General features: G+C 46.5%; 13 protein-coding genes. All 13 read left to right on the forward strand.

The annotated features are described in order from the left end of the window. Window positions 1-52: 52 nt before the first annotated feature. Window positions 53-853 carry an FkbM family methyltransferase gene (locus NT239_04825; GenBank protein XGA72171.1) on the forward strand — a complete coding sequence of 267 codons (801 nt, stop codon included), beginning with the start codon at window positions 53-55 and terminating at the stop codon, window positions 851-853. A 319-nt stretch (window positions 854-1,172) separates the two neighbouring features. After that, complete coding sequence (locus tag NT239_04830) at window positions 1,173-2,381, forward strand: glycosyltransferase (protein XGA72172.1); 1,209 nt, start codon at window positions 1,173-1,175, stop codon at window positions 2,379-2,381. Between the two features lie 104 nt (window positions 2,382-2,485). Continuing rightward, a complete protein-coding gene (locus tag NT239_04835; GenBank protein ID XGA72173.1) occupies window positions 2,486-3,682 on the forward strand; it encodes a polysaccharide export protein in 1,197 nt (398 codons plus the stop codon). Between the two features lie 158 nt (window positions 3,683-3,840). Then, window positions 3,841-4,857: a glycosyltransferase family 4 protein gene (locus tag NT239_04840; GenBank protein XGA72174.1), complete on the forward strand. Its 1,017-nt coding sequence runs from the start codon at window positions 3,841-3,843 to the stop codon at window positions 4,855-4,857. A gap of 87 nt (window positions 4,858-4,944) precedes the next feature. Next, window positions 4,945-5,889, forward strand: coding sequence for a hypothetical protein (locus tag NT239_04845; protein XGA72175.1), 945 nt, complete (start codon window positions 4,945-4,947; stop codon window positions 5,887-5,889). A 224-nt stretch (window positions 5,890-6,113) separates the two neighbouring features. After that, the gene (locus NT239_04850; GenBank protein ID XGA72176.1) at window positions 6,114-7,217 is read left to right on the forward strand and encodes a capsular biosynthesis protein; all 1,104 of its coding nucleotides are present in this window, start codon (window positions 6,114-6,116) and stop codon (window positions 7,215-7,217) included. Beyond that, the gene (locus tag NT239_04855; protein ID XGA72177.1) at window positions 7,217-7,978 is read left to right on the forward strand and encodes an SDR family NAD(P)-dependent oxidoreductase; all 762 of its coding nucleotides are present in this window, start codon (window positions 7,217-7,219) and stop codon (window positions 7,976-7,978) included. Before NT239_04850 ends, NT239_04855 begins: the two co-directional genes overlap by 1 nt. Next, window positions 7,971-9,485, forward strand: coding sequence for an LTA synthase family protein (locus tag NT239_04860; protein ID XGA72178.1), 1,515 nt, complete (start codon window positions 7,971-7,973; stop codon window positions 9,483-9,485). The genes NT239_04855 and NT239_04860 overlap by 8 nt, the downstream gene beginning before the upstream one ends. Window positions 9,486-9,615: 130 nt before the next feature. After that, on the forward strand, window positions 9,616-10,734 hold the full coding sequence (gmd, locus tag NT239_04865) for a GDP-mannose 4,6-dehydratase (GenBank protein XGA72179.1): 1,119 nt from the start codon (window positions 9,616-9,618) through the stop codon (window positions 10,732-10,734). 72 nt (window positions 10,735-10,806) lie between these two features. After that, window positions 10,807-11,790, forward strand: a complete 984-nt coding sequence (locus NT239_04870) for a GDP-L-fucose synthase (GenBank protein ID XGA72180.1) — start codon at window positions 10,807-10,809, stop codon at window positions 11,788-11,790. Continuing rightward, window positions 11,787-13,214 carry a mannose-1-phosphate guanylyltransferase/mannose-6-phosphate isomerase gene (locus NT239_04875; protein XGA72181.1) on the forward strand — a complete coding sequence of 476 codons (1,428 nt, stop codon included), beginning with the start codon at window positions 11,787-11,789 and terminating at the stop codon, window positions 13,212-13,214. Before NT239_04870 ends, NT239_04875 begins: the two co-directional genes overlap by 4 nt. 2 nt (window positions 13,215-13,216) lie before the next feature. Then, window positions 13,217-13,702 (forward strand): GDP-mannose mannosyl hydrolase, encoded by a 486-nt coding sequence (locus tag NT239_04880; GenBank protein XGA72182.1) that lies wholly within the window; start codon window positions 13,217-13,219, stop codon window positions 13,700-13,702. A 6-nt stretch (window positions 13,703-13,708) separates the two neighbouring features. Continuing rightward, entirely contained in the window at window positions 13,709-15,073 is a 1,365-nt protein-coding gene (locus NT239_04885) for a phosphomannomutase CpsG (GenBank protein ID XGA72183.1), read from the forward strand. The last annotated feature ends 47 nt before the right edge of the window (window positions 15,074-15,120 follow it).

Raw genomic sequence — 15,120 nt, forward strand, 5'->3', positions numbered from 1 at the left:
GGCTTGGCCACATTCAATATAAAATCAAAACCATCTAACTCCACAATTTCTTATGACCAATAAAAACTTCGATTTTTTAAAAAATGTCAGTCTTAGTTGTAGACGAGTTTCAATTGCAAAGGCTAGTGCATCAGATTTTCTTGGTCGATTTAGAGATATTGTATCAGATCCATTGAATGCCTATATCAACAGACATCCTCGAGCAGGCCTTCAATTCGGAGATTTTGTTTTTTTGCACAACGGCCTCAAGGTTAAATTAAGGGGTGATTTTAGTTACTATGATTCATTCAGCGACATTTTAATTATCAACTCGGGTGTCCATGAGCCACTCGAAGAGTATTGCTTTCAAGAAGTTTTAAAGCTGCTATCAGAAAGACCAATAATGCTCGAGCTTGGCGCTTATTGGGCTCATTATTCAATGTGGTTAAAAAAGACAAACCCAATGGCGACATGTTTTATGGTCGAACCTGATGAGCAGAATATTAAGGTCGGCAAGTTTAATTTCGAGCTTAATAATTTCGACGGGTTTTTCATCAATGCTTTTGTGTCAAAGTCAGATTTCTCAGTCGATAATTTCATTACAAGCAAAGCCATTACACGACTTGATATATTGCACTCTGACATTCAAGGCTTCGAGCTTGATATGCTTGATGGGGCAGAGATTTCTTTAAGATCGCAGATTATTGATTGGGTTTTTTTGTCGACACATAGCCAAGAATTACATTATTCTTGCATAAAAAAATTAGAATATTTTGGTTACAACATTTTAGTTTCGTCATGCTTTGAACACGGAACTACTTCATACGATGGTTTTATACTCGCAATATCACCTAAAAACATGGCTAGGTTTTGATATGGCACAAGCGATCTTGCTGCTTAAAAATGGTGCCGACGTATTGAAGCCGCGGATATTATTATGCGATTTAATAAGTCATTACCGATTATCGTTATACTCATCCCGCTAACAGTCTTACCAAAGAGCCCCAGATCTGTGTCACTAAACTGATGCTATTGCCTATTTTTAACATCCACAACATATTCTTATATATTGACAATTACAGCACTTAGGTGGTTTGGTTGTTTAGATTGATCTTTTTGAAAATATCATTTTTTTAATTCTCTCAAAAATATGGTCTGGTGTTAATTTGTCATTAAAATCTGTTTGCTTTGTGATGCCCTCTTACAATCAAGCTCAATTTATTGAATACTCGGTTCGTAGTGTTTTATCGCAGCCGGTTGGTAGCTTGTTTGTAGCCGATGGCGGCTCGCGCGATGGTACGGTTGCTATTTTGAAGCGCTTACAGGCTGAGTTTGGCTCGCGTTTGATATTTGTTTCAGAGCCTGATCAAGGCCCTGCTAGTGCGATTAATAAGGCTTTGCGCCTTGCTCAAGACGACATCATTGGCTGGCTTAATTCCGATGATTTGTATACACCGGGAACTGTCGAAGCGGTGCTAGCCGCTTTTGCTCAGCATCCTGATTGGCAAATGCTATACGGCGAGGCAAACCATATTGACGCGTTTGGTCAGGTAATTGATCGCTATCCTACTTTACCGCCTTCCATTGGTATAGATGCGTTTAGAGCTGGGTGCTTTATTTGCCAGCCAACCGTATTTTTGCGGCGGGAGGTGTTCGATCGGGTCGGCTTGCTGGATGAAACGATTGCTACTGCTTTTGATTTTGAGTACTGGCTGCGTATTTTTTCAGCATTCCCAGATCAAATTGGCTTTATTCCACAGTGTTTGGCACTGTCCCGTCTGCATGATGATTGCATTACAGTCCGACTTAGGGAGCAGGTGGCGGTGGATGGAATTCGAGTTATTGCAAGGCACTTGGGTCAAGCACCAATTACTTGGTTAGCTACGCTCACCGATGAGCTATTATCTCGCTTCCCATTCGGCGCTTCTCCACCCTCTGTGGCGGATCATGTAGCTAGGCTTGCAGACTCACTGAAAGAGGAGCTTGGGGAGGCCGCAGTTTCAGATTTTAAACACTCATTACAGCAAGATTCTCGCCTGCGCTTAGCACAGCCAGACTGTTATGTTGAAGTTTTTCCAGATGCTTGGGTTGGGCCGCAATTTCAAATCCGCCTTGGGAAATGGTCAAGAGGAGCGCGTTGGTTAAGCCTTAGCTGCCTAAACTTGTTTGCGCATGGACCACAATTTTCAATTGCACTCACTACAAGCTGGGGGCGAGAGAGAAAGCAGGCGATCCCCTTCTTGGGGCCATTTAAAATTCTCATTCCCCTACCAGCAGCACCTCTTACCGATGCACACATTGATGTCTTATGCAGCTGCCACTTCGTCCCTCAGTTAGTCGATTCTACATCTGATGATGCTCGTCAATTGTGCTTTAAAGTATTGCATTATGAAATCTGCTAATTGATCCTAGATCACTCAGTGTAAGATGCGTACCGTATGATCTGCAATATTCGCCATTGCTGATGCTGGCTTATATTTAATTTGGTTTAGATTTTGAGGTTGGAATGTCTTCTTTTTCTAGTTTTACGCAGTTCAAAAGCCAACTTAATTCATTGCTTATTTTGATGATACTTTTATTAAGTGGCTGTGCTGCAATGCCTGATCGCCTGCCCTCATCAGGCCCTGGAAAATCCGGATTAGAATCTTCAGTGGCAAGCAATCAAAATCCACTACCGATGGTGATTGTTGATATCGATCCACAAGTTGCACAAAGCGTGTTAGCGAATGAACAACGCGAATTGTGGTCTACTATTTTTCCAGCAGAGGCCCGTCGGGAAATGCTGGTAGGTTTCGGAGATGTACTTGAGATTACTATTTTAGAAGCCCCACCCGCCGTATTATTTGGAAGTGCGACAACAACAAGCGGTTTAACCGCATCGGGGGGGAGAGTTAGTTTTCCAGACCTAGTCGTGAATGCTGATGGTCAGATTATCGTTCCGTTTGCAGGCTCAATTCTGGTTGCAGGCAAAACGATTCAGAATATTCAACAAAGTATAGAGCAGCGTTTAAAAGGGAAAGCTAATCAGCCCCAGGTATTGGCACGTATAACTCGAAACGTTAGTTCGAATGTTACAGTCGTTGGTGATGTCGGCACTAGCGCTCGTGTACCGCTCACGGCACAAAGTGAACGGGTCCTAGATGCCCTAGCGGCAGTTGGCGGCGTTCGTCAATCCGTTGGGAAAATGTCCATTCAATTAACACGCGGAGAGCGTGTGTATACGCTGCCCCTAGATACTATTATTCAAGACCCAAAACAAAATATCACGTTAAAAGCTGGTGATGTAATTAATGCGCTCTACCAATCTCAGAGCTTTAGCGTGCTAGGGGCCACAGGGCGTAATGACGAAATTAATTTTGAAGCACGTGGTATCTCTTTATCACAAGCAATTGCAAGAGCTGGTGGCCTGTCGGATAACCGTGCCGATGCACAGGGCGTTTTCCTTTTTCGCTTAGAAGAGCCTGAAGCACTTGCTGGCACTCCGTTTAAAGATGCCAAGCAAGTGGAAGGTAAAATTCCGGTTGTTTACCGCGTAGATTTGAAAAATCCAGCATCATTTATCGTTGCACAGTCCTTCCCTATTAAAAATCGTGATGTGATGTTTGTATCCAATGCGCCAGCCGCCGAGTTGCAAAAATTCTTAAACGTGGTGATGTCTGCTGTTTATCCAATTATTACTCTGACCAATCAATTGGGTAAGTAGGTTTTACTTTGACTACCTACGTTATTGATTTAACTCGTTTGCTTGGTCGCCTCATGCAGGGTCGATTGCCTACCGGCGTCGATCGAGTAAATCTTGAGTTTGTTCGGCATTATGCGGGGCAAGCTCAAGCTTGTATCCGTTTTGCAGGTAGATTTTTATTGCTGGATAAAGCGGCGAGCACCCTGCTATTCGACTTGGTTTTAACCACGCCATCCAATTTCAACTGGCGAGTCAAACTGTTGATCGCACAGGCTTATCTACGATGGGGTCATGCTTGGTGGACCGATCCCAACTATCTGTATTTGAATACTAGCCATAGCGGATTGGAACAGTCCAAGCTTCGCAGCAAGCTTGCAGCAACAAAAAATGGTGTTTTTTTTGTACATGACTTAATTCCAATCACGCACCCTGAATATTGTCGCCCTGGTGAAAGCACGCGGCACCAAGCTCGTATGCAAACAGTTTTAGAGTGCGGCTGCGCAGTGATTGTTAATTCTTCAGCCACCCGCAATGAGCTACAAAGCTTTGCATCCAAGCATGGCTTCACATTACCACCAACCACCATTGCCTGGCTGGCCTCTGCTGATTTGCCTATACCGAATTCACAGCGGCCTCTGTCAGAACCTTATTTCGTAATGCTTGGGACCATTGAAGCGCGTAAAAACCATGCTTTAATTTTGCAGCTTTGGCGGCAATTGGTGGAGCGCTTAGGCACTAATGCGCCAAAACTGGTCATCATTGGGCAAAGAGGATGGGAATGTGAGAATGCATTGGATTTGCTGGAACGCTGTGATGTGTTGCGCTCGCATGTGCTGGAGATTAGGCGTTGTTCGGATACAGAGCTAGCATCATATTTAAAACATGGTCAAGCATTGCTGTTCCCTTCGTTTGCGGAAGGATTTGGCATGCCCATCGTTGAGGCATTTAGTCAAAATTTGCCCGTGTTATGTAGCGATTTACCTGCGTTTCGCGAGATCGCTGGTGATATTCCTGAGTACCTCAATCCTCTAGATGGTTTGGGCTGGATGACCTTGATTGAGCAATATAGCGTAAGCACTCATCCAGCACGCTTGGCTCAATTGGCGCGCTTGGCAAATTTTCAACCACCAACGTGGGCTATTCATTTTGCGGTGGTTGATGAGTTTTTGGGGCGTCTTAATATGGGTGAGGAGTGAGTATTGGCCTCTAAATCTGTTGTCTATGCGTTAGGGTTTTCATATTGGAAACGGCGAACGTTGCGAGCATGCTTTCCTGGGCAGCGTGTGTGTTTTGTCAGCGATGAATCGGCGGTTCCGTCGGCGGCAACGCTGGTGGTGTGGGGAATGCGCGATGTAAGCGCCTGCCAACCACGACTTGCATCATTAATCCGCGTTGAAGATGGCTTTTTGCGTTCGGTCGGGTTAGGCGCGGATTTGATTCGTCCTCTTTCTTGGGTGTTAGATCGCCAAGGGATTTACTACAACTCTCAACAGACTTCGGATTTAGAGCAATTGTTGAACGAGTTTGAGTTTGATGCAGATTTGTTGCAACGTGCAGATCGCTTACAGGCGCAGATTTTAGCGACAGGGCTTACTAAATATAATGTAGGTATAGCGAAATGGACTCGCCCGAGTACTGCCAGCTGTGTAATTTTAGTGCCCGGTCAAGTCGAGTCAGATGCATCACTCGCATTTGGTGCAACAGGTTTGCGACGCAATATTGATTTATTGCGCGCCGTACGTTTGGCCAATCCACATGCATGGCTAATCTATAAACCACACCCAGATGTCGTAGCAGGTTTACGTGCGCAAGGGGCAGATGAAGAAACTGCCGCACAGTATTGTGATGAGATCTTGGTTGATGTGGCGATGGGTGCTTTGTTACCTTTGGTGGATGAAGTGCATGTGTTGACTTCGTTAACTGGCTTTGAGGCTTTGTTGCGCGGCAAGCGGGTGGTTTGTTATGGCGCACCATTCTATGCGGGTTGGGGTTTGACACAAGATCAATTGACCATCTCCCGTAGGACAAGGGTATTGTCCTCTAGAGAGCTATTTGCTTGTTCGCTATTGGTATACCCAAGCTATTTTGATCGAGCATCACGACAAATGATCTCGGCAGAACAGGCTTTAGCTGAATTGCAACATTGGCAAAAACGCGGAGATGCTTGGCCACACTGGATTCGCAAATTGTTCCGAATAATATTACGTTACGTGGTTGGCGTGCGATGAAGAATAGAAAATTTCTATTATTACAAGGCGTCTGTTCGCCATTTTTTGCGCGTTTGGCACAACGTTTACGCGCAGATGGTCATGAGGTGCGTAAAATTAATTTTAACGCGGGTGATGCTTTGTATTGGTCGGGCTCAGGCGCGTGCTCGTATCGTGGATCGACGCAGTATCTTGATTCGTTTATAACTGAGAAATATCAGCAATGGGGTATTACGGATCTGGTGTTGTTTGGGGATCGCCGGCCTGTGCATGTACCTGCGGTGGCGAGCGCACAACGCAATGGCTTGCGCGTCCATGTATTTGAAGAAGGCTATTTCCGCCCTTATTGGGTGACATTGGAACGAGAGGGTGTCAATGCACGCTCTTTACTACCAAAAGATCCCGACTGGTATCGTGAAGTTGGAGCAAGCTTGCCTGACTATGCCGATGGTCAAGCTTTTCGCTCAGCATTTAGTATGCGGGCAATTCATGATATTACCTATCATGTCGCGGGCATATGGAATCCCTTGTTTTATTCGGGTTATCGCACTCATGCGCCAGTGACTGCGCCGATTGAGTATGCGGCTTATTTACGGCGCGTAGCTTCAGTATTTCTTTGCAAACAAGCAGATCAGGAATTGATACAGCGCTTAGCCACACAGAAAAAAACTTACTATGTTTTGCCTTTACAGCTCAATAGCGATACTCAAATTCGTGAGTATTCCCAGTTTAGTGATATGCAGCAGGTTCTAAGATTTGTTATGCAATCGTTTGCCTTGCATGCGCCCAGCGAGTCTCTCTTGGTGATTAAGAATCATCCTTTGGATACCGGCTTGGTGAATTACGCTCGGCATATTAATCAGTTAAGCGGCGAGTTTGATTTGGCTGGGCGAGTTGAATATTTAGAATCAGGGGATCTAAATACACTGCTATTGAATGCAAAAGGCTTGGTCACAGTCAATAGCACAGTGGGGGGACTAGCGATTCATTTAGGTTGTCCAACTATCACCTTAAGCAACCCAATTTACAATTTACCAGGACTGACATTTCAAGGTGGATTAGATCATTTTTGGAGCAACATCCAGCCAGTTGATCGGGATTTGAGCTATTTCTTCCGCAATACAGTTATCCATGCCACACAAGTAAATGGCGGATTTTACTGTAATGAAGGAATTACTATGGCGGTTGAAAATAGCATGTACGCATTGCAGTCTGATGTATCGCCACTTACCGATCTTTTGCAAAGATTTCCAATATCTGCAAATTCGCCGCGTGTCAACGTAACACCAAACACAGTGCATTCGAGCACGAACGAGCTCATCAATATTGCGGCGATTGAGCAATCCTAATGCAGCAACATATTCTCATTACAGGCGCATCAGGTGCGATTGGTGGTGCACTGGCGGAAGCTTATGCAGCCCCTGGTGTTTCTCTGTGTTTGCTAGGGCAAAAGATAACGCAACTGGAATCTGTTGCTAGGCGTTGCCGTGCACTAGGGGCATCGGTAACGGTGAAGCCGATTAACCTACTTGATGTGGATGGTTTGCGTTTGTGGTTGCATGACTATTGCCAAACGACGCCTCCAGATTTAGTGATTGCCAATGCAGGGATGAATATTAATGTTTCTAATCAGCTTGAGGGTGAGCTTTGGACTGAGATGGATGCGCTGTTGAATCTAAATGTTCGCTCGACTTTTGCATTAGTAAATGCTGTTTTACCGTCTATGCGGCAGCGTAAATCAGGTCAGATTGCCTTGGTTAGCTCATTAGCAGCGTACTATGGCTTGCCGATGACCCCAAGCTACTGTGCCAGTAAGGCGGCGATTAAGGCTTATGGTGAGGGTTTACGTGCATTGCTATCAGGCGAGGGAATTCGGGTGAATGTGATTATGCCGGGCTACGTATCATCACCAATGTGTGATGCGATGCATGGCCCAAAGCCTTTTGTTTGGTCGCCGCAGCGTGCTGCTAAATATATCAAGCGGAAATTGGCCCGCGATTGTGCACGAATTAGCTTCCCATTCCCGCTGAATTATGGATCTTGGTGGCTAGCGGTATTGCCATCTGCAGTTTCTCAATGGATGTTACGCTTAACGGGCTATCGTGTTTGATCTTGCTTATTTAATTTTATTATCGGTTTTTGTGGGCTTAATTGCTTCATTCATTTTGGAACCTATATTGCTTCAGGGTGCAAGCCCTGCTTGGCGTCGGCCATGGAAAGCAAATTTACTCCACGTATGTGGTTGGCTGCTCATTTTTTGCTTTGAATTGATATTGTTTCAACGCCCATGGTTTGCCTCTCTTTTGGCTTGCGCGATTTTTTTGCTGCTCATTGTGATTAGCAATACCAAACAGGCGATGCTGCGCGAGCCATTTATTTACCAAGATTTCGAATACTTTGCGGATCTAATTAAACATCCAAGGCTTTATATTCCATTTTTTGGCATTAGCAAGACCCTTCTCGGCATATTAATTTTCTCTACGTTAATTTCTGCAGGAATATTAATTGAACCTTCATTGTTAAACAATTTCAGTTTTATTCAATTTTCATATCTTATAATTTTTATTACATCCACGGTCTTTTCTTGTCTTTTTTTTATTTCGCGAAACGATATGGAAATCACATTAAACCCTGCTGTTGATGTGAGCAAATTGGGTTTGTTCGCGAGCTTGATTTCTTATCGCTGGGCTGAGAATCGCGACCTCCCCAGTGGTACCTCTTACACCACCATTCACAGCACACCACTGAGCACATCACCCCATTTGCTGGTAATTCAAAGCGAATCTTTTTTTGACATTCGTCGCCTCGTACCTCAAATTAAACCTGAAATTTTGAATGCGTTTGACGCGCTCTGTACAGAAGCATGTTTCAGTGGCCGACTCAAGGTGCCAGCCTGGGGAGCGAATACAGTGCGTACTGAATTTGCCTTTTTATCTGGTCGTTCCCCTGAAAGCTTAGGAGTACATCAATTTAATCCTTATCGTCGATTTGCTGCGAAGAATCAAGATTCGATTGCTTTGAGGATGCGCACACAAGGATACAAAACCGTTTGTATTCATCCTTATCCAGCAACGTTTTATCGCCGAAATATCATTTATCCTTTGCTGGGTTTTGATGAATTTATTGATGTATCTGCATTCGATGCTCCACAGGGTATGCCCTATGTGTCTGATTTGGCAGTAGCGAAGAAGATAGATGAATTATTGGCTACGGCAAATGAACCACTATTTATTTTCGTTATCACAATGGAAAATCATGGGCCTTTGCATTTAGAGCGGGTCAATGTAACTGATGCTGAAAAATTATATATGAATAGGATGCCTAGTTTCTGTGATGAGCTAACAATCTATCTGCGACATTTACGCAACGCCAATCAAATGCTCATAGAACTCAAAACCACACTAGCACGTCTGGCGAGGCCGACTGTAATGTGCTGGTACGGCGATCACGTTCCGATTATTCCTGCTTTGTATCAGCAAGTCGGTGAGCCTGATGGCACGACAGAATATTTTATTTGGACTAACCATCAAACTCGTAATAATCAGACTACCGATTTAAAAGTCGAAGAACTGGCCGAGGTTATCGATTTAATTATGTTCGATCATTTAAAAAGTTAACCCCTTCAATACATGAAAATAAATATATATTCACCTTTAAAATTAAGGCTACTCACCAAGACCTAGCTATTTTGTAGCCCCCCAAAAAACAGCATATTTAAAACCACTTCACACAATGAGGCTGCACTAAATGAAGAAGGCACTTATTACCGGAATTACAGGTCAAGATGGCTCATATTTGGCCGAGTTTTTACTTGAAAAAGGCTATGAAGTGCATGGCATTAAACGCCGCGCATCTTCATTCAATACCCAGCGCGTAGACCATATTTACGAAGATCCACACAATAATAACCCTAAGTTTAAATTACACTATGGTGATTTGACCGATACATCTAATCTGACGCGCATTTTGCAAGAAGTACAGCCTGATGAGGTGTACAACCTCGGTGCGCAATCGCATGTAGCGGTGAGCTTTGAATCGCCAGAATACACCGCTGATGTTGATGCGATTGGCACATTGCGTTTACTCGAAGCGATTCGCTTTTTGGGCCTGGAAAAGAAAACCCGTTTTTACCAAGCATCAACGTCTGAGTTGTATGGCTTGGTGCAAGAAATCCCACAAAAAGAAACCACACCATTCCACCCGCGCAGTCCGTATGCCGTGGCCAAAATGTACGCCTACTGGATCACAGTAAATTACCGCGAAGCGTATGGCATGTATGCGTGTAACGGTATTTTGTTTAACCACGAATCACCACGCCGTGGCGAGACATTTGTAACCCGGAAGATCACCCGCGGCTTGGCTAATATTGCCCAGGGTCTCGAGAAATGCCTGTACATGGGCAATATCGACTCATTACGCGACTGGGGTCATGCCAAAGATTACGTACGCATGCAATGGATGATGTTGCAACAAGATCAGCCTGATGATTTCGTGATTGCCACCGGCGTGCAATACAGCGTGCGTCAATTTATTCAATGGTCAGCCGAGCATTTGGGCGTTGAAGTTGAGTTTACAGGCACGGGTGTGGATGAAGTCGGCACGGTGAAAAGCATTACCGGCGACAATGCGCCTGCATTGAAAGAGGGTGATGTGATTGTGCGCATTGACCCACGCTACTTCCGCCCAGCAGAAGTCGAAACACTATTGGGCGACCCAGCCAAAGCCAAAGAGAAATTAGGCTGGACACCAGAAATTACCGTACAAGAAATGTGTGCAGAAATGGTGGCCTATGACTTGCAACAAGCCAAGCAGCACGCGCTGCTGAAGCACCATGGCTATGATGTTTCGGTCAGTACCGAACGCTAAGCACACGCTCAAGCACAGGGCACCTTAGCGGTGCCCTATTAATTTGTGCCCCTGAATACAGGAATAAAGTCGATGTCATATATTCGCCCTGAAGACAAAATTTATGTAGCTGGCCACCGTGGCATGGTTGGCGGCGCAATCGTGCGCGAGCTCAATAAGCTGGGTTTTCACAATATTGTTACTCGCACTCATGCCGAGCTAGATCTCACCAATCAGGCCGCAGTAAATGAATTTTTTGCCACCGAAAAACCGCAGCATGTATTTTTAGCCGCAGCCAAAGTGGGTGGCATACACGCCAATAATGTCTATCGTGGCGAATTTATTTACCAGAATCTAATGATTCAAAATAATGTTATCCATGCTGCCCATCAGTATGGCGTTGACCGCTTAATGTTTTTAGGCTCTAGCTGCATATACCCCAAAGAATGCCCGCAGCCGATTAAAGAAGAATACCTACTCACCGGCCCGCTAGAGCAAACTAATCAGCCCTATGCGCTGGCCAAGATTGCCGGTATTGAAATGTGCTGGAGCTACAACCGCCAATACGGCACCAAATACATCGCCGTAATGCCTACTAATCTGTACGGACCTGGTGACAACTACCACCCCGAAAACAGCCATGTGATCCCGGCGCTGATTCGCAAAGCACACGAAGCGAAAATCAGCGGCGCCAAAGAAATGATGGTGTGGGGCAGCGGCACACCGCGCCGCGAATTTTTGTATTGCGAAGACATGGCCAATGCCTGCGTTTACCTTGCCAATCTACCGGTAGAGCAATATGAAACGCTATTAAGCGACAAGCAACCGCCTCTAGTGAATATTGGCGTAGGTGAAGACATGACGATCCGTGAATTGGCGCAAACGATTTGCGAAGTTGTTGGTTTCAAGGGCGAATTGAAATTTGACGCGACCAAACCTGACGGCACGATGCGCAAATTGCAAGATGTAAGCAAATTGCATGCAATTGGCTGGAAGGGAAAAATGCCGTTTGCTCAAGGCCTGGCCATTGCATATCAAGAATTTCAGGCCACAACTAATGAGAGGATAGAAAAGTGACCATTACTCCCGTAATTCTATGCGGCGGCTCTGGTACCCGCATGTGGCCTCTGTCTCGCGGTGGCTATCCTAAGCAGTTTCTTAATTTGTATGGCGATGAAAGCCTGCTGCAGCAAACGGCTACACGGCTCAAGGGCCTGCCTGATGTGGCGGCGCCGTTGCTGATTAGTAATAATGAACAGCGCTTTTTGGTGGCCGAGCAATTGCGTGCTGCTGGCGTAGCCAAAGCCAAAATTGTGCTGGAGCCGATGGGCCGCAATACCGCGCCTGCGGTGGCGGCGGCGGCAGTGATCGCATTGGAAAACAACCCTGATGCAGTGCTGATGGTGTTGCCATCCGATCATGTGATTACCCATGGCGATGTGTTTCAGCAACTGGTGTTGCAGGCCGCCACTGTAGCGGCGCACGGCAAATTGGTGACCTTTGGTATTGCGCCTACCGAGCCGCATACGGGGTATGGCTATATTCGCCGTGGTGTGTCTTTATCTGAGAGCAACACCTCATTTGAAGTGTCGGCGTTTGTAGAAAAGCCAAACGCCGAAAAAGCGGCCGAGTTTTTAGCTAGTGGCGATTACTACTGGAATAGCGGCATGTTTATGTTCCGCGCCGATGTGTATCTGCACGAGCTGGCACAATATCAGCCCAAAATGCTGGAGCAAGTCAAAGCTGCGGTGGCCGCTTCGCAGCGCGATCTGGATTTTGTCCGCTTAGGCCACGATGAATTTGCAGATTGCCCATCGGATTCGATCGACTATGCAGTGATGGAGCATACCGCCCACGCGGCGGTGATCGCGGCGGCAGGCTTGGGCTGGAATGATATTGGCTCATGGACAGCGCTAGCGGAGGTAAGCCAAGCGGATGCCGATGGCAATAATATCGTTGGTGATGTAATGGTTGAGGGTGTTAAAAATAGCTATTTGCGCAGTGAAAACCGCATGATTGCTGCCCTAGGCGTTGAAAACCTCGTCGTTGTTGAAACCGCAGATGCAATTTTGGTGGCGCACAAAGACAAAGTGCAAGACGTTAAAAACATTGTCAATCGCCTACATGCCGCTGGGCGTAGCGAATCTGTGACCCACCGCAAGGTGTATCGCCCTTGGGGCAGCTACGAAGGGATTGATTCGGGCTCTCGCTTTCAGGTGAAACGAATTGTCGTGAATCCCGGCGCATCACTCAGCCTGCAAATGCACTACCACCGTGCCGAGCATTGGATTGTGGTCAATGGCACTGCGCGCGTGGTGAATGGTGACCAAACACTACTGCTTACTGAAAACCAATCGACGTATATTCCAATCGGCGCGACACATCGTTTAGAAAACCCGGGTAAATTCCCGCTGGAAATGATCGAAGTGCAATCCGGTAGCTATCTGGGCGAGGATGATATTGTGCGCTTTGAAGATACTTACGGTCGGGTAGGGAAGTAAATATGTCCAACCCAACAAGCCAGCAGCCGCTGGCTTTTTCTGATTTTATGCAGGTGGTGCAAAATGCACCGTTGGTATCGATTGATCTGATTATTGAAAATCAGGCAGGGGAAATCCTACTCGGTTTTCGCCGCAACGAGCCAGCAGGTGGATTTTGGTTTGTGCCCGGTGGCCGTGTGCTGAAAAACGAGCGCTTGGATGATGCTTTTCGCCGCTTAACCCAAGCAGAAATCGGCATTGCCTTACCGCGTTCTGCCGGTGAATGGTTGGGTGTGTATGAGCACTTCTACGATACCAATGCAGGCCGTCTAGATGGATTTGGCACGCATTATGTGGTGCTGGCTTACCGCCTGCGCCTCACTGCTGATCAATTGCAATTGCCACTGGGTGAACAGCACGATCAGTATCGTTGGCAGCAGCCTGCCGATGTTTTGACTGACGCTAGTGTGCATTACCATTCCCGAGCTTATTTCGAATCTAACACTTAATCGACCATGACTAAACTCACTTGTTTTAAAGCCTATGACATCCGTGGCCAACTAGGCACCGAGCTGAACGAAGACATTGCTTACCGCATTGGCCGCGCCTATGGCGAATTTTTAAAGCCCAAACGTATGGTCGTCGGTGGCGATGTGCGCCTGACTTCCGAGTCGCTGAAAATGGCGCTGGCCAATGGCCTGATGGATGCCGGTTGCGATGTAATCGATATCGGAATGACGGGTACTGAGGAAGTCTACTTCGCCGCATTCCACCTCGATGTCGATGGCGGAATCGAAGTCACTGCCAGCCATAATCCGATGGATTACAACGGTATGAAGTTGGTGAAGCGCGGTGCGGTGCCGATCAGTGGCGATACTGGCCTGCATGATATTCAGCGTCTGGCCGAAGAAAACAGCTTCCCTGTGGTAACTACGCGTGGCAGCTTAAGCCAGCAATCAATTTTGGCTGACTATGTGCAGCATTTGTTGGGCTACATCGACATTACTGCGCTTAAACCTCTGAAGATTGTACTGAATGCCGGCAATGGCGCTGCTGGTCATGTGGTCGATGCGCTGGAAGCGGAATTTGCCGCTGCGAATGTGCCAGTGCAATTCATCAAAGTGCATAACGAAGCCGATGGCTCTTTCCCAAATGGCATTCCTAACCCATTGCTACCAGAAAACCGCGCCGACACCGCTGATGCTGTCAAGGCGCATGGCGCTGATCTGGGTATCGCATGGGATGGCGATTTTGATCGTTGCTTCCTATTTGACGAAACGGGTGAGTTTATCGAGGGGTATTATATTGTAGGGCTTTTAGCTAAAGCCTTTCTCGCTCATACCCCAGGCGCAAAGATCATTCACGACCCACGCCTAACTTGGAATACCATTAATATGGTCGAGCAAGCGGGCGGCGTAGCGATTCAAAGTAAAACCGGTCACGCTTTTATCAAAGAGCGCATGCGCAAAGAAGATGCGGTGTATGGCGGTGAAATGAGCGCACATCATTACTTCCGTGATTTTGCCTATTGCGATAGCGGCATGATTCCATGGCTATTGGTGACCGAGCTGATGAGCCGTAGCGGCCAAAAACTTTCAGCGATGGTGAGCGAGCGCATTGCTGCCTTTCCGTCATCCGGTGAGATTAACCGCGTGGTGCCTGATGCCAAAGCAGCGATTGCCAAAGTGCGCGCGGCGTATGAAGCCCAAGCTGTATCAGTGGATGAAACCGATGGCGTCAGTATGGATTTTGGTGCTTGGCGCTTTAATCTGCGCAGCAGCAATACCGAGCCGGTGATTCGGCTTAATGTTGAAAGTCGCTCAAACCCAGAACTTATGCAAATTAGAACCGCAGAAATACTTAACTTACTCAAAGTCTAACAAGATTTACTGACTCAGGGCTTGATCTGGGGTACCCGTACCCCAGT

This window comes from Chitinibacter sp. SCUT-21 (assembly GCA_041874755.1).
GTDB lineage: Bacteria > Pseudomonadota > Gammaproteobacteria > Burkholderiales > Chitinibacteraceae > Chitinibacter.